This window comes from Candidatus Poriferisodalis multihospitum (assembly GCF_028283155.1).
Lineage (GTDB): Bacteria > Actinomycetota > Acidimicrobiia > Acidimicrobiales > Poriferisodalaceae > Poriferisodalis > Poriferisodalis multihospitum.
On the sequence record NZ_JAPYOK010000094.1, the window covers coordinates 44,401 to 59,952 of the forward strand.

16 protein-coding genes are annotated in these 15,552 nt (G+C 65.8%); 13 read left to right on the top strand and 3 right to left on the bottom strand.

Going from position 1 to position 15,552, the window contains the following annotated elements; translation table 11 throughout:
* Window positions 1–2 precede the first annotated feature (2 nt).
* Complete coding sequence (locus VI480_RS09810; protein ID WP_323672652.1) at window positions 3–890, bottom strand: LLM class F420-dependent oxidoreductase; 888 nt, start codon at window positions 888–890, stop codon at window positions 3–5.
* A gap of 20 nt (window positions 891–910) precedes the next feature.
* Entirely contained in the window at window positions 911–2,131 is a 1,221-nt protein-coding gene (locus tag VI480_RS09815) for a cytochrome P450 (protein ID WP_323672653.1), read from the bottom strand.
* A gap of 239 nt (window positions 2,132–2,370) precedes the next feature.
* On the opposite strand from VI480_RS09815, the gene VI480_RS09820 reads away from it, so the two are divergent.
* The 3 genes from VI480_RS09820 (at window position 2,371) to VI480_RS09830 (ending at window position 5,764) form a co-directional block, all read left to right on the top strand.
* Complete coding sequence (locus tag VI480_RS09820) at window positions 2,371–3,543, top strand: LLM class flavin-dependent oxidoreductase (protein WP_323672654.1); 1,173 nt, start codon at window positions 2,371–2,373, stop codon at window positions 3,541–3,543.
* A 46-nt stretch (window positions 3,544–3,589) separates the two neighbouring features.
* Entirely contained in the window at window positions 3,590–4,381 is a 792-nt protein-coding gene (locus VI480_RS09825) for an SDR family NAD(P)-dependent oxidoreductase (RefSeq protein WP_323672655.1), read from the top strand.
* Between the two features lie 144 nt (window positions 4,382–4,525).
* Window positions 4,526–5,764 (top strand): acyl-CoA dehydrogenase family protein, encoded by a 1,239-nt coding sequence (locus VI480_RS09830; RefSeq protein ID WP_323672656.1) that lies wholly within the window; start codon window positions 4,526–4,528, stop codon window positions 5,762–5,764.
* 31 nt (window positions 5,765–5,795) lie between these two features.
* Here VI480_RS09830 and VI480_RS09835 read toward each other — a convergent pair whose 3' ends face one another.
* The gene (locus VI480_RS09835; protein ID WP_323672657.1) at window positions 5,796–6,701 is read right to left on the bottom strand and encodes a nitroreductase family protein; all 906 of its coding nucleotides are present in this window, start codon (window positions 6,699–6,701) and stop codon (window positions 5,796–5,798) included.
* A gap of 236 nt (window positions 6,702–6,937) precedes the next feature.
* Between VI480_RS09835 and VI480_RS09840 the strand changes: the two genes are divergently transcribed.
* From VI480_RS09840 to VI480_RS09885, 10 genes are all read left to right on the top strand, one after another.
* The gene (locus VI480_RS09840; protein WP_323672658.1) at window positions 6,938–7,969 is read left to right on the top strand and encodes a type 1 glutamine amidotransferase domain-containing protein; all 1,032 of its coding nucleotides are present in this window, start codon (window positions 6,938–6,940) and stop codon (window positions 7,967–7,969) included.
* Window positions 7,970–8,518, top strand: a complete 549-nt coding sequence (locus VI480_RS09845) for a nuclear transport factor 2 family protein (RefSeq protein ID WP_323672659.1) — start codon at window positions 7,970–7,972, stop codon at window positions 8,516–8,518.
* A gap of 84 nt (window positions 8,519–8,602) precedes the next feature.
* Window positions 8,603–9,088 (top strand): nuclear transport factor 2 family protein, encoded by a 486-nt coding sequence (locus VI480_RS09850; RefSeq protein WP_323672660.1) that lies wholly within the window; start codon window positions 8,603–8,605, stop codon window positions 9,086–9,088.
* A 1-nt stretch (window position 9,089) separates the two neighbouring features.
* A complete protein-coding gene (locus VI480_RS09855) occupies window positions 9,090–10,613 on the top strand; it encodes a toluene monooxygenase (RefSeq protein ID WP_323672661.1) in 1,524 nt (507 codons plus the stop codon).
* On the top strand, window positions 10,610–11,236 hold the full coding sequence (locus VI480_RS09860) for an MmoB/DmpM family protein (RefSeq protein WP_323672662.1): 627 nt from the start codon (window positions 10,610–10,612) through the stop codon (window positions 11,234–11,236). Before VI480_RS09855 ends, VI480_RS09860 begins: the two co-directional genes overlap by 4 nt.
* Entirely contained in the window at window positions 11,233–12,324 is a 1,092-nt protein-coding gene (locus VI480_RS09865; RefSeq protein ID WP_323672663.1) for a hypothetical protein, read from the top strand. Before VI480_RS09860 ends, VI480_RS09865 begins: the two co-directional genes overlap by 4 nt.
* 66 nt (window positions 12,325–12,390) lie before the next feature.
* Window positions 12,391–12,708, top strand: coding sequence for a Rieske (2Fe-2S) protein (locus VI480_RS09870; RefSeq protein ID WP_323672664.1), 318 nt, complete (start codon window positions 12,391–12,393; stop codon window positions 12,706–12,708).
* A 95-nt stretch (window positions 12,709–12,803) separates the two neighbouring features.
* Window positions 12,804–13,640, top strand: coding sequence for a phytanoyl-CoA dioxygenase family protein (locus VI480_RS09875; RefSeq protein ID WP_323672665.1), 837 nt, complete (start codon window positions 12,804–12,806; stop codon window positions 13,638–13,640).
* Between the two features lie 96 nt (window positions 13,641–13,736).
* Window positions 13,737–15,044: an aromatic ring-hydroxylating oxygenase subunit alpha gene (locus tag VI480_RS09880; RefSeq protein WP_323672666.1), complete on the top strand. Its 1,308-nt coding sequence runs from the start codon at window positions 13,737–13,739 to the stop codon at window positions 15,042–15,044.
* A gap of 9 nt (window positions 15,045–15,053) precedes the next feature.
* A complete protein-coding gene (locus VI480_RS09885) occupies window positions 15,054–15,548 on the top strand; it encodes an aromatic-ring-hydroxylating dioxygenase subunit beta (protein WP_323672667.1) in 495 nt (164 codons plus the stop codon).
* Window positions 15,549–15,552: the final 4 nt, after the last annotated feature.

A 15,552-nucleotide genomic window follows, 5' to 3' on the forward strand; every position in this document is an offset into this window, starting at 1 on the left:
GTTCAGCGCACCGACGAGATGAAGGCTTCCAGTGCGGCGATGTGCTCGGCCGTGTTCTGCAGGTCGGCAGCCGGATTGCCGCCCCACTCGCAGGTCGTGCTCTGGCAGTTGATCGAGAAGTGGCTGAAACCCGCAATCCGGGCGTCGTCGACGAGCGCCGTCCAACGGTCCGCCCCGATGCCGTAGTTGGCTTCGCCCTCCAGCGCAAAGTCGGCCGGATCACGCCCCTGTTCGGCGAGCATCTCCCGCAACCGTTCCGCGAGTGCCACCGTGTCAGGCCCCGAATCGCCGAAGGTGAAACCGTCGCCCAAGCGTGCAGCGCGCCGCAACGCTGCCGGCGTGTAGCCGCCGAACCAGATCGGGATGCGCCGCGCAGGACGGGGCTGGATGCCGGCCCGGTCGATGCGGTGGAACTCGCTCGTGTAGTCGATGACGTCGTTCTCCCACAGCGCCCGGATGACAGCGATCTGGTCGTCCAGCAGCGCGCCGCGCCGCTCCCAGTCGGCGCCAAGCGACTCGTATTCGACGTAGTTCCAGCCCGAGCCCACGCCCAAACGAAAGCGCCCGCCGGACAGCATGTCGACTTCGGCCGCCTGCTTGGCCACCAGTGCAGCCTGTCGCTGCGGCAGGATGATGATCCCGGTTTCCAACTCGATCGTGCTGGTGACACCGGCCAGATAACCGAAGAGCACGAATGGCTCGTGGAAGTCGTCGCGCTCGGTGTAAGGCCCCCAGAAAGCCGGCTCGCGTCCGGCGTGCTCAGCGCCGAGCACATGGTCATAGGTCACGATGTGGGAGTAGCCGAGCGACTCGGCCGCCTGTGCCCAGTCGCGCACGGCCAGCGGATCAGCGCCGATCTCGCACGTCGGCAGGACGGCGCCGAACTTCATGGGCTCGTTGCTTCGCCGGCTCAGCTCAGGATGCGGATGGGCACGCTGCGGGGACCGCGTATCGGGCCCACCGACCACTTCACCTCGTCGGGCTCGACGGCGAGCTCGAAGTTCGGGTAGCGCTCCAGCCAGGCGGTGAGCCCCACTCGCAGCTCCATCCGCGCCAGGTTCGAGCCCAGGCACCGGTGCACCCCCACCCCGAACGCCATATGCCGGTTGTTCTGGCGGTCCAGGATCAACTCGTCGGGATTCTCGAAGTAATCCGGGTCGCGATTCGCCGACGGGTACGACAGCAGCACACGGCGGCCGCCCGACACGGGGCAGCCCGCGATGTCGGCATCCTCGGTGATGTACCGCGCAATCGTGACAGGGCTGTAGTAGCGCAGGAACTCCTCGATGGCCGTGGGCATCAGCTCAGGCTCGTTCACCAGCCGCTCGAGGTCGTCTGGGTGGGATCCGAGGTGAAACAGCATCGAGCCCAGCGTCGACCACGTCGTGTCGATGCCACCGAGCATCAGCACGAATAGCGCACCGATGCGTTCCTTGCGTCCGAACGGGCGTGTGCTGCCGTCGGGCATCTCTGCTTCCGCATTCAGCACCATCGTCACGAGATCGTCAGGCGCGCCGTCGCCCATCGCCTCACGATCCGCCAGCTGACTGGCGAAGAACTCCTGAACCTCGCTGGAAGCCTTGCGGGCGATGTCCAGGTCGATCTGGCCCTCTTTGAGCATCCCGTCCACCCATTGCCGGAACGTCGGGCCCATCTCGGCTGAAACGCCGAACAGGTGGCCCATGACTTCGACAGGCAACAACTGCGCGAAGTCGAGAGCGCCATCCACCAGCTTGCGATCGCCCATGTCGTCGAGCAGGCGCTCGGCCATGGCGACGACTGTCGGCTCCAGCTCATCGGTGGCCTTCGGGCTGAACGACGGGAGCAGCGGCCGGCGCACCGGGCCGTGCTCGGGCGGATCCAGCGTGATCGGAGACAGATCCAGCTTGATGTTGTCCGGGTGATTGGTGTTGACCGCGGTGATGCAATTCGAGAAGGTGTCGGTGGCACGGGCGGTCTCGACGATGTCGTCGTGACGGGTCACCAGGTACGCGCCGTAGAAACGCTCGGTCTGGGCCACCGGGCAGCGCTCTCGCAGGTCGGCCAGGATCTCAGGTCCCTGCGCGGCCCACTCCTCGCTGAGATGGTCAAAGTCTGTTGCCCAGTCGGTGACAGGTGGTCGTTCTGACATGTCGGTCGGCGCTCCACTCCCGGCAGCCGTCGCGGAATCGTGACGGTACGCACGGACGCTGCGAGCTATCCGCACAGGTGTCGATGGTATTCCGCCCGTGGATCGCTGCGCCGGAGTTCCCGGGCGACGGGCACGGCGCACAGATTCTCCGTGCGCTCGGCACGACGCGCGACTGCTGCGTCGGTTCAGCATGACGCAGGGCCGCTGCGTCGATTCGACACGGCGCGTACCGTGGTGACGTGCCGCTCGACGTCATCGGGATGATCGGCGTATCGCCGCCCAAGGACGACTCGACCGTGCACGTCATCGAGGGCGGGCTGTCCCGCCAGTTCCTCGAGGACTTCAGCCGTGCGCACGACGAGGCCGGCTTCGACCTGGTGCTGGTGGGCTACACCTCCACTTCGGCCGACGGATGGTCGGTGGCTACCCACGCGGCCTCGGTCACCGAACGCCTCGGCTACTTGGTCGCGCATCGTCCGGGTTTCGTCGCCCCCACACTGGCAGCGCGCAAAGCGGCCACGTTCGACCAGCTCAGCGGCGGGCGCTTCGCACTGCACATCATCGCCGGCGCCAGCGACAAGGACAATCAGCGTGACGGCGACTACCTGCCGAAGGCCGAGCGCTACGCCCGTGCCGGCGAGTACATCGACGTGATGCGCCGCACCTGGACGTCAACCGAACCGTTCGACCACGACGGGCCGTACTACCGATTCAGCAACGTGCGTGCCGACGTGCAGCCGGTGCAGCAGCCGTCGCCGCCGATCTTCTTCGGGGGTTCCAGCGAGGAAGCGCTGGAAATGGGCGCACAGCGCTGCGACGTGTACGCCATCTACGCGGAGCCACGTGCCGCTGTGGCCGAACGGTTCGACGACTTCCGCCGCCGGGCCGCTGCGCACGGACGCACGCCGCGGTTCTCGATCAGCGTGCGGCCCATCCTCGGCGACACCGAAGGCGAGGCGTGGGACCGGGCCCATCGGATATTGGAAGGCATCGAGGCTGCCGGCACCGACAAGCTCACCGTGGCGGGCAGTCACCGGGGCAAGCCGTACGACCATGGCGGCGAGCGGATGCTGGGTTATGCCGCAACCAGTGATGTGCACGACGAGCGGCTCTGGCTCAAGATCGCCGAGGCCACAGGTGCTCCCGGCAACACCTCGTGCCTCGTCGGGACACCGGAACAGGTGGCCGATGCGATCCTGCGCTACTACCGGCTCGGAATACCAGCGAGCGGCGGTGTGAGCGATGTGGGCTACGTGCTGATCCGGGGCTTCGACCCCTTCAACGACGCCGTCGACTTCGGCCACGAGCTCATCCCCCGGATCAAGCAGGGCGCGGCCGAGCTCGATGCGTCTTCGATCCGCACCGAAGACGCTGACATCACCAGCGAGACTGCCCTGGCCGCTGCCGACTGACACACTGCATTGCCCTCGCCGGCGATGTCACCGATGGGAGAAAACCATGCTCGATTTGGACCTGACCGGACGTACGGCAGTGGTCACCGGCGCCAGCAAGGGCATCGGCGAGGCATCGGTCACGCTGCTCGCTGACCACGGCGCCGCCGTGGCGTTCTGCGCCCGTGGCGCCGACGCAGTGGACGCCCTGGCTGCATACTCGCCGCCGTCGGGTTCCGGCTCGGTGCGTGGCTACACCGCGGACATGTCCGATGCCGACGCCACGCAGGCATTCCTGGAGGCGGCCACGGCCGATGTGGGACCTGCCGACATCCTCGTCAACAACGTGGGCGCCTCGCCGTCGCGGAACTTCCTGTACATGTCCGACGACGACTGGACCGACCTGCACCAGCTCAATCTCATGTCGGCCGTGCGCTGCACGCGGTTCTGCCTGCCGCACATGCGCAAGCAGAAGTGGGGTCGGGTCATCATGATCGCCACTGGCGCCGCCTTCTCCCCCAACGCAGCGCTCATCGACTACGCCGCCACCAAGGCCGCCATGGTGGCCACCGCCAAGGCGCTGGCCGGCAAGTACGGCGCCGACAACGTGCTCACCAACACGGTCATCCCCGGGCTCATCCGCACCGACATGTGGGAACGGGCGGCGGCCGAGATCGCAGAGGCGAACAACACCGACGCCGAGGCGATCTTCGCCCGCAACTCCACCGGCGTGCCCCAGGGGCGTTACGGCACGGCAGAGGAGGTGGCAGCCGGCGTGGTCTTCCTGGCGTCGAGCGCCGCCAACTACATCAATGGCACCTGCCTGACGATCGACGGCGGGGTCGGCACACACGTCTGAGCCGGCAGTGATCGACGGCAAGGGCCGCCACCTGCCGCGGCTCTGAAACATCGCACGTCCACGGGCTAGCTTTCGGGGCGCACAGGCGCTGTACGGCTCGGCGCCAACCTCGCCCCACCTCACCGACGAAACGGGAGCACCGACATGGCGCACGCCTACACCGACAAGGGCCTCGAGATGCAGGAGGCCGTGAAGTCGTTCATGGACGACCACATCTACCCCAACGAGGAGGAGTACAACGAGCAGTACGAAGAGCTCGTAGCCGCCGGGCAAGTGCACGCCACCCCGGCAATCATGGAGAAGCTCAAGGCGGCGGCGCGCGAACGCGGCCTGTGGAACCTGTTCATCCCCCACCTCGACCCGCAGGCGCCGGGCACGAAGCTGTCCAACCTGGACTACTCGCCGATCTCCGAAGAACTCGGCAAGGTGTCGTTCAGCTCCGAGGCGCTGAACTGCGCGGCGCCTGACACCGGCAACATGGAGATTCTGAACCTGTACGGCTCCGAGCGGGTCAAGCAGCAGTACCTGGCACCGCTGCTGGAGGGGGAGTTCCGCTCGACCTTCTCGATGACCGAGCCCGAGGTGGCCAGCTCTGATGCATCCAACATCCGCCTGCGGATCGACAAGGACGGCGACGAGTACGTGCTGAACGGTCGCAAGTGGTTCTCCTCGAACGCGCTGCGGCCCGAGTGCAAGGTGCTCATTGTGATGGGCAAGAACGACCCGGACGGGCCGCGCCATCGCCAGCAGTCGATGATCGTGGTGCCACGCGACGCCGAAGGCATCACGGTGGAACGCGACCCGCTGGTGTTCGGCTACCACCACCGGGGCGGTCACCCCGAGTTGGTGTACGAGAACGTGAGGGTGCCCGAGGACCACATCCTGGGAGGCGAGGGCGAGGGCTTCGCCATCAGCCAGGCTCGGCTGGGCCCCGGACGCATCCACCACTGCATGCGTTCGATCGGCGTGGCCGAACGGGCGCTGGAGCACATGTGCAAGCGGGCGCTCGAACGCCACACCTTCGGCAAGTCGGTTGCCCAGCAAGGCCTCATCCAGGACTGGATCGCCGAAGCACGCATCGAGATCGACCAGGCCCGCGAGTACGTGCTGCATGTGGCACATCTGATGGACACCATCGGCAACAAGGCCGCTGCGCAGGAGATCTCCGGCATCAAGGTGGTGGTGCCCAACATGGCGCTGAAGATCATCGATCGGGCCATCCAGGTGCACGGCGCCGGCGGTGTCACCCAGTTCTTCCCGCTGGCCGAGATGTACGCCCAGATGCGGACGCTGCGGATCGCTGACGGCCCCGACGAGGTCCACAAGATGACCATCGCCCGCCGCGAACTCCGGCGCCACGATCCCGATTTCAGGATGTCCTAGGACATCCTGAACATCAGACACGGCGGATGGGCTAGTTCCTGAGCTGCTGGGCCAGCGCGTCCAGTGTTTGTCGTACCTCTGTCAGCGTCGCCGACGGGTCGCTTCCCGGATCGACCGGGGCATGCAGGCGCAACCGGCTTCCGCCGGGCACCTGTTCGAGGTCGAAGCGCCAGCGGTCGGATGCCGAGTCGAGCGACTCGATGGCGGCCCGGACCGAGTCGGGCTTGGCCTTGAGATCAATCTCATCGACGACACCCGGCCCGGCGGGCGTCTTGGTACGCCCATAACGGTCGAAGTAGGCGATGTCGGCAGCCGGGTAGCGCCGCGACGTAGGCGTGAAATCGGTGCCGATCGTGTAGGCCACCGGGAACAGGCAGATCTGGGTCACGTGATCCGGCAGATCCAGCAGCTCGGCGACCGCCGGCGCCTCGTTGAGGTACATCGTGGTCCACACGGTGCCCAGGCCTCGACTCCGCAGCGCGACCATGAAGCTCCACGCCGACTGGATCACCGAATCGAACAGTCCCGGCCGGCCGCTCCCGTCATGGCGCCCGAGAATCGTGGGGATCACGAGCGCCGGCGTCCTGGCGATGTTCTCGCCGAGATGGCGGGCACCTGCCATCAGCCGTTCGTTCTGGTGGCCGCTGCCTTCGAGCCGCTTGGCCGTCTCGATCACCCAGTCGACTCCCGCCGACAGGTACAGCTCGGCCATCCGGTCCTTGGTCTGCTGGTCCCTGACGATCATCCAGCGACGGCTGCCGTTGTTGCCGCCGGTCGGTGCCTGCTCGGCCACATCGATGCAGTCGAGGATGATCTGGTCATCGACGTCCCGGTCGAAGTCGAGACGCTGACGCACGCCCCGCGTCGTCATCAACGCGTGATCCACGATCGCCTGATAGCCGGGCGTGCCCGGTGCGAAAGCCGGCTCAGCCGTCATGTCACCCCAGTCCATTTGCCGTGCGTTGACTGCACTTGGCGACCTTGGCCACCGTGCGAGCAGGGTAATCGCGTGGTACTTCGGGACTGCCAGCGCGTTCCAGACGGCGAAAGCTCGGAACGCCTGAACGCCCGTTACTTTGACTCGTTCTGTCGTGCTGACTACGTTCTGAGCACTGACCGTTTCCTCTGATCGGGCAAGGTCAGCTGCAATGGGGGCAAGCACGGGAGAATCTCATGGCACGACTGTTGTTCGTGGTGTCCAGCGCAACGGAGATGGCGCTCGCCGATGGCACGCCGCACGAGATCGGCTACTGGCCCGAAGAGGTGTACCGACCGCTGCACCGCTATCTCGAAGCTGACGTGGAAGTGGTGGTTGCGACGCCCGACGGCGCAGCACCGACACCCGACCCGCTCGGCCTGGAGCCTCGCTTCCACTACCGCGACGAGGACGAAGACTTCCTTGCATCAGTGATCCGGACTTTCGCGGTCGACCCCGAGGACATCCGTATCACTCTGCACCACCTGACCGGTCTCGATCTCATTGCCGCTCGCAGCATCCAGCTCGCGGCCGGCACTGCGGGCGTTGACCCGGTCGATGCCCGCTCGCATATCGAAGCCGCCGCCCGCGTTGCCTGGTTCGAGGACCGCAATTTTGTCGACGCCCTCTGCGATCCGCAGACCGGGGCCGCGCCCAGCAAATTCCCCGGCGAGGCGCAACTGCGTGCCATCGCGGGCGATGTCCAGCGCGAGGCGTCCGCCGAAGCTGAGCGAGTACGCATCGAGCTCACCACCAGTGACCTGCTGATGAATCCTCGATCGCTGTCAGGTATCACCAACGAAGAGCTGGAGGGCTTCGACGGGGTCTTCTTCCCAGGCGGCCACGGGCCGATGGTTGACCTAGCAGCGAATCCCGATGTGGATCGCCTCGTGCGGCACTTTCACGAGCGAAGCCAGGTCGTGTCGGCCGTCTGCCACGGTCCCGCCGCGCTGCTCAGCGTCGGCACGGGCTACGACGGCGCGTGGCTGCTCGACGGCTATCGCATGACGGTGTTCACCAACGACGAGGAAGACCAAGTGCCGGTGGGCCAGCTCGGCGCACCGTGGTACGTCGAGACAGCGGTCCGCAACAAGGGTGCCGTGGTCGACAATGCGCCCAACGAGTGGGTCAGCCACGTGGTCGTCGATCGAAACGTCGTCACCGGACAGAACCCAGCATCGTCTGACGCGGTGGCCGACGCAGTGCTCAAGAAGCTGGAGGTGCTGTAGATGCCCGCAGGGGAGAACAGCACAGCCGACGGCAGCCCGTCGGTCGGCGATGCACTGGTACGCGCCCTCAACGCCCGAGACCTCGACGCAGCGATGGCCCTGTGCGATCCCGGCGGCGAAACCGTGCTGCCGCACCTCGCAGCAGCGGGCACGCTCGGCACCGAGGGGCGTGCCTATTTCTCGGACTTGTTAGCCGCGTTTGCCGATCTTCGGGTGACGGTGCGCGCCAGCTTCCTCGCCCCAGATCCCGAACACCCCGGCGGAATTGTCGAGACCGTCGAGGTTCGCACCGCCGGCACCCAGAGCGCTGACTTCTTGGGCATCACCAACCAAGAAAAATACTGCGACCTCGACCAGGCCTGGCGGCTGACGATCGCTCCCGACGGCAGGATCACCCGACTGCGAGGCTTCTGGGACCAGACGATTCTGCTGCGACGCCTCGCTGTACGACGGCTCGATGACATCAACATCGCCGAGGCGGGCCAGAGCGTGACCACCCCGCCGGTGGCCTCGTCGCCCGAAGCACCGCACATCTCTGCTGCTGGTTGACCCAACAGGCCGCGCCGAACCCGCAACCGCCGATCCGAACCGACCGATACCACTGCCACCACTACCGAGACATGGGATAAGACCATGACTGCAACCGTCACTACCGAACGATCCGGTGCCAGCGCCGAGACGGCCGTGCAGGTCGTCGGCGAGTTCTTCGACGCCTACCGCGCCCGCGACGTCGAGGCCATGGTCGACCTGTGCGACGACAACGCCGGCTTCGACTACATCCCCTTCGAGGCCTGGGGCCGCCAGCGTGTGGTCCGTGGCGAAGGCAAAGTGCGAGGCGTCGGCAAGGCCATCTGGGACAGCCTCATCGACGCCTTCCCGAACCTCACCAACGCCGTCACTTCGATGGTCGCCGACGACTACGGCAACGTTGCTGTCGAGGTGCACATCGGCGGCACGCAAGCCAAGCCCTTCGCAGCGGTGGCCAACAGCGGCAAGCCCTACTGGCTGCCTCACTTGTTCGTGTTGCACGTCAACGAAGAAGGACTGATCGACAACAACCGGGCGTACTGGGACAACGCCGACTGGTACCAACAGCTCGACTGGATGGAGGTGGGCTGACATGGCAAGACTCAAGCGAGAGCAATGGTTCGACTTGACGCGTGACGTGGAGTGGGAGTTCACGCACGTCGATCACGAAGCCGTGTACCCAGAGTGGATCTCGGGCACCGGCAAGATTCCGCTCGACGACTGGAAGCAGTGGAAAGAGCCCTATGTCACCTCGTACCCCGAGTACGTGGCGACCCAAGCCGAGAAAGACGCCGGCGCCTACTCGGTGAAGGCGGCGCTGGAGCGCTCGTCGGTCTTCGACACCCTCGACGAGGGCTGGAAATCGGCGGCCAAGATGCACTTCGGCGGCATTGCGCTGATCGAGTTCATCGCCGTTCCAGCCGAACTGAAGATGGCCCGGTTCGGGCTCGCTCCGTCGTGGCGCAATACCGCCGTGTACGGGGCACTCGACGAGATCCGTCACACGCAGCTCAACATGTGGTTTGCCCACGAGCTTGTGGAGAAGGACCCGCAGTTCGACTGGACGCAGAAGGCGTATCACACCAACGAGTGGGGCATCATCGCGGCACGGGCCGTGTTCGACGGGCTGATGATGAACCCCAACGCCGTGGACACCGCCATCCAGCTGCCGTTCACCTTTGAGACCGGCTTCACGAACCTGCAGTTTGTGGGGCTCGCGTCGGATGCGCTGGCGTCGGGCGACATCAACTTTGCCAACATGATCTCGTCCATCCAGACCGATGAAGCCCGTCACGCTCAGCAAGGCGGGCCGACACTCGAGATCCTCATGGAGCACGACCCCAAGCGGGCTCAGTGGGTCATCGACAAGACGTTCTGGGCTGCGGCACGGCTCTTCTCGGTGCTCACCGGGCCGGCGATGGACTACTACACACCGCTCGAGCATCGCAAGCAGTCATACAAAGAGTTCATGGAGGAGTGGATCGTCGACCAGTTCGTGTCGTCGATCGAGTCATACGGCCTTAAGAAGCCGTGGTACTGGCAGGAGTTCCTCGACGGGCTGGAGCTCTGGCATCACTCCCTGGCACTGGGGCTGTGGTTCTGGCGACCGACCGTGTGGTGGATGCCCAAAGCCGGCATGCGCAAGGACGAACGCGAGTGGCTCAACGAGAAGTACCCGCGCTTCGAGCAGGAATTCGGGTTCATCTGGGACCAGATCGCCGAGAACATCAATAGCGGGAACATGGAGCAGACGCTTCCGGCCACGCTGCCTTGGCTGTGCGACCTCACACACCTGCCGATCGGCACGTGCGGGGCGCCGAACAATCCGAAGTACCCCATCAAGAGCTACCCACTCACCTACGGCGGCAAGACATACCACTTCGACTCGAAGGTGTCGCGTCAGATCTGGTGGGAGGATCGTGATCTGCTGCACCAGAACTCGGTGATTCACCGGCTGCTCGGTGGCGAGATCGCCCAGCCCGACGTGCCCGGGATTCTGGCGTGGATGGGGCTCACGCCCGAGGTCATGGGCGACGATGCCGAGGGCTACGCCTGGGCAGCGGAATACCTGCCATCCGAGCGCGTGGCAGCCGCGGCAGCAGGCGGCGGGGCATGAGCGACACAGCAGAAGCCGCTCCGGCGCCTCAGCCGTTCCCGGTCAACGCCGTCTTCGGCAATGACTTCGTCACGCAGCTCGTGCTGGGCATGACCGACATGACCATCGATCAATTCGCCGAGGCGGTGGCGGTGCATTCGGTCGGCAAGCGCCTTCGCGACTTGGGTCTGCCGAAGAAGGTCATCTACGAGGGGAAGGTGCTCGACGGCGACACCATGCTCGTCGAATCGGGAATCGTCCCGCTCACGAACGTCTACGTGGACTGGGTGTACGACGATGACCAAGCGACTGGCGGGCCGTCTGCCGAGTCCATGACGGTCAGCGATATCGGCCAACGACGTTTGGTCGGCCCGGTGCTGCGCATGAGCGATGACATCGGGCCGGTCTTGGCAGCCATCGAGGACGACAATCCCGATGCAGATATCGACGTCGTCGACCAGGGCGCCTATGTGCGTATCCAGACCACTGGGCGCCTGCGACTCACCCGCGAGTCGGCGCAGCGGCGCCTAGGGCAGCGCTTCGAGCTCCGGCAGCTTGAGGCGTCGATGTCCGCATTCAGCGGGCGCATCCACACCAGCACCGACGAGATCGTCTGGGAGTACGACGAGGAAGCCGGGTCATGAGCGACGAAGCGACAGACGACACCGCTGCCGGGAACGGGTCCGGCAACGGCGCCTCAACCGAGGCCGAGGCCGCGCCGCAGTCCCGCAAGCTGAGGACGTGGAGCTCGTTCGGCGATATCCGCCGCAAGCCGACGGAGTACGAGATCGTCAGCCACGATCTCAACTACACAACCCGGGCCGACCGGCATGCACCGCTCGAATCCAACCCGACGAGCCCGATGAACATGTGGTTGTCGACCTACCGCGACCGCTCGCCGCTGCAGGTCGACGACTGGCACGCATACCGTGATCCCGACCGACTGACCTACCGCGCCTATACGACTGGGCAGGCCGAGGCGGAACACACGGCTGCCACGCTGTTGGATGAGTACAGCGAAGCCGGACACGACGCCGGGTTGAGCACAGAATGGCTCGCGGCGCTGGGTGCGCTGTTCTGCCCGCTGCGGTTTCCCTACCACGGCATCCAGCAGATCCAGGCCTATATCGGGCTGGTGTCGCCGACGTCGTACCTGACCAACGCGGCATCGTTCGCGGCTGCGGATTGCTTCCGCGTGGTGAATCTCGCTGCGTATCGCACGACAGAACTCAGCCAGACGCACCCGGATGCCGGTTTTGGAACTGACGAGCGAGAGCACTGGCAGGGCGGTGCCGCTTGGCAGCCACTCCGCCGGGCAATCGAGACGGCCATGATCGCCTACGACTTCGGCGAGGCCCTCACGGCGACGAATCTGGTGATTCGGCCGGCCGTTGAGTCAGTGCTGTTCGAGTCGTTGGGCGAGGTGGCCCGAGCCAACGAAGACGACCTCACCTGGCTTCTGCTCAAGAGCTTGGGTGACGACGGCGAACGGGCGGGGCGCTGGTCAGCAGAGGTTGCACGCTTCGGCGTGGCGGCCAATGCCGACAACGTCGCTGTGTTCGCCAAGTGGGTCAACCGCTGGAGGCCGCGAGCGGTCGATGCGGCGGCCGCGCTGGCGGAGGCTGTGGCCGCCGTGCCTGGGTCTCCGCTGTCGGCCGACGACATCGCCGCGACCGCGGAAGCTGCGATGGATGCACTCCTGGAAGCCTCTCAGGCTCCCGTCGCAGCCTGAGAGGATGCGCGGATTGGATCGCCTGCCGGCTCAGCCTCTGAATCGTTCGGCTGATCGGCACCGATCATGAGCGACGGTTGGCACGACGTCTGCGATGAAGCCGACCTGTGGGAAGGCGACATGATGGGCGTGCAGGTCGCCGGCAACCCTGTGCTGCTCGTGCGCGACGCCGAGGCGGTGCGCGCCTTTCGCGATGTCTGTCCGCACCAGGAGAATCCGCTGCACACCGGTGTACTCGACGAGGAGATCCTGGTCTGCGAGTTTCACAACTGGATGTTCGACACCACGACCGGCGAGGCCATCAACCCGGTTGGCGAGTGCCTGACGCTGTACGAAGCCCGTGTGAGCGGCGATCGGATCGAGGTCCGATTCCCGGCCATCTGAGCAGATCCGCTCGGCCGCATCGATCCCCCAGCGCCTCCGCCATCGGTCCGCCCATGACCTCCGGTAGCTGACGAGCACGGGGGTAGGTTGGAGCGATGCTCACGGCCGGGGACGTGGCGTCGTTCGATACAGATGGCTTCGTCACGGTTGATTCGCTGATCGATCCTGAGCTGATCGAGCCGCTCAGGGAGCGGTTCGAGCGGCTGTTCTGCGGGGACTTTGAGACCGGCATCTCTCCAGACGAGGTCAACTGGCTCTCGGGCCGCGACGATCCGACGCTCACCAAGCAGATCTGCAACGGCTGGAAGGCCGACCGGCTGATCGCCTCGACGGTGCTCGACGCCCGCCTGGGCGAGGCCGTGGCCACGCTGGCTGGCTGGACTGGCGCCCGCATCATCCAGGACAACGTGCTGTGGAAGCCCCCGGGCGCACGCTCTGTCGGCTTCCATCGAGACAACGCCTACCTGGCCTGGTACAGGCCGACCGAGATGTTCTCGTGCTGGATCGCACTCGACGACACGGTGGCCGGCGGCGGCACCATGGAGATTGCACGGGGATCGCACCGTTGGCCGACCGGCGGCGACCAGATGGGCGAATTCCATGCGCCGGAGGACTACCGGGCCACCGTCACCGCAGCCGCCGGCGCCAACAGTGCGGAACTCGACATTGCGCCGGTGGAGGTTCCCGCCGGGGGCGGATCGTTCCATCACGGTTGGGCGTGGCACGGGTCGGGGCCGAATGAGTCCGATCGGCACCGGCGGGCGCTCGTGCTGCACTGCGCCTCCAGCGAAGCCCAGTTCGACCGAACCGGCTTCGGCGAGGGCAATGGGCCCATCTACTCACGCTATGCCCGGCTCGCCGACGACGAGATGGACGAAAACCACTTCCCGATCCTGTGGCGGCGTGACGGCTACCGGACGCCCGGGATCTAACGACGATCAACAGCAGCCCGAAGCCCGGGATCTGGCCGGTATCAGCGGCCACCGGGCACGAGCGCCTAGCGTTCGATGACACCGAGGGGGACATCGATGGCACTGACTGTGCAGAGCTCACCAGCATCGAACGACTACCAGCACCTCGTGCAGGAAGACCGCATCCACGGCAGCCTCTACACCGATCCCGCTGTGTTCGCCGACGAGATGCAACGCATCTACACCGACGGCTGGGTCTTTGTCGGCCACGAGTCCGAGGTACCCGAAGTCGGCGATTGGGTTTCGCGGCGCCTCGGCACCGAGCCCGTGCTTATGGTGCGCAACCGTGACGGTGCGATCAGCGTCGTCGCGAACCGCTGTGCGCACCGCGGCACCACGCTCTGCCCGCAGAACGACGGCAACCACCGCAACTTCCGCTGCGCTTACCACGGCTGGACCTACGACCTTGACGGCACACTGCTCGGCGTGCCCGGGCCAAAGGGCTTCCACAAAGACACCGCCGACCTGGGGCTCGACCGCCCCGGGCAGGTCGACGACTACCGGGGGTTCGTCTTCGCCAACCGCAGCGGCGCTGCTGGACCGCTCAGCGATCATCTTGGCGCAGGCGGCACCGATCTCATCGATCGCACGTCGAATATGTCGCCCACCGGCAGTGTCCGCCTCTCTGCGGGCTGGATCGGCCAGCACATCGACTCGAACTGGAAGATGTGGCCCGAGAGCGACAACGACGGATACCACCTCAACTTCACCCATGCCTCGATGGCTCGTGCGGTGCCCGATACCTATTACGACGAGATCGTCATGACCGGCGAGGATGCCTCAGCGTCGGTCACACGTGCCTACGACGGAGGCCACGTCGAACTCGACTTCCGCCGCAGCTACACCTCCGAGCTGGCTTGGCTCGGCACCACACGCGAGAAGGTCGCCGACTACTGCGAGGCCCTTGAGGGGTCCTATGGCCCCGAGAAGGCCAAAACGATCATGTGGGACGGGCCGCCGCACGCGCTGGTGTTCCCGAACCTGTTCCTGGCCGAGATGAACATCGCCCGGATCGAGCCGGTCTCGCCGGGCGTGACGGTGCACCACCACACTCCCCTGCTGGTCGAGGGCACCGACGAGAGTGTCAACCGGCGGCTCGTGCTGCAGTCGGAGGCGGCGATGGGGCCTGCATCGTTCTTCCTGACCGACGACGCGGTGATCGCGGAACGCATGCATCGTGCCTTCGAAGGTGCTGCTGTCGGCGATGACGGCTGGGTGGATCTCAGCCGGGGCCTCGAGCGCGAGCAGTCAGCAGACGGCCAGCGCTGGAGCGACATCACCGATGAGACCACCAATCGCGGCTTCTGGCACCACTACCGCGACGTCATGGCCGGCGTAGTGGGCGACCGGCATAACCGCGTCTGAGCAACTGCGATGGCGACCTTGAACGAGCCGACGCGTCGCGACATCGAGGCGTTCGTGTATCTCGAAGCCCGGCTGGCGGACGAGTCCCGCTATGACGAATGGGAAGCGCTGGTCACCGACGATATGCACTACTGGGTGCCGTTCGGCCCGGGTGACTACGAGCCCGGCACCCGGGTCAGCTACATCAACGACAACCGGGCCCGCCTGGGCACCCGTATCCGGCAGCTCGCCACCGGCGTTCATCACGCACAGGACCCGCCGTCATCGATGCGCCGGGTGGTGTCGAATATCGAGATCCTGAGCGTCGAGGGCGATGAGTTCGAGGTGGGCAGCAACTTCGTGCTCTACGAGCACGCTGTGCAGGCCACGGGCCATCTGCGCCTGTGGGCGGGCCGAGCGACGCACCGCCTGCGGCGCACATCCGACGGCCTGCGCATGGCCGCCAAGAAGGTGGAGCTGGTGAACTCCACTTCGCCGCTGCCGAACCTGCCCTTCATCATCTGAGCAG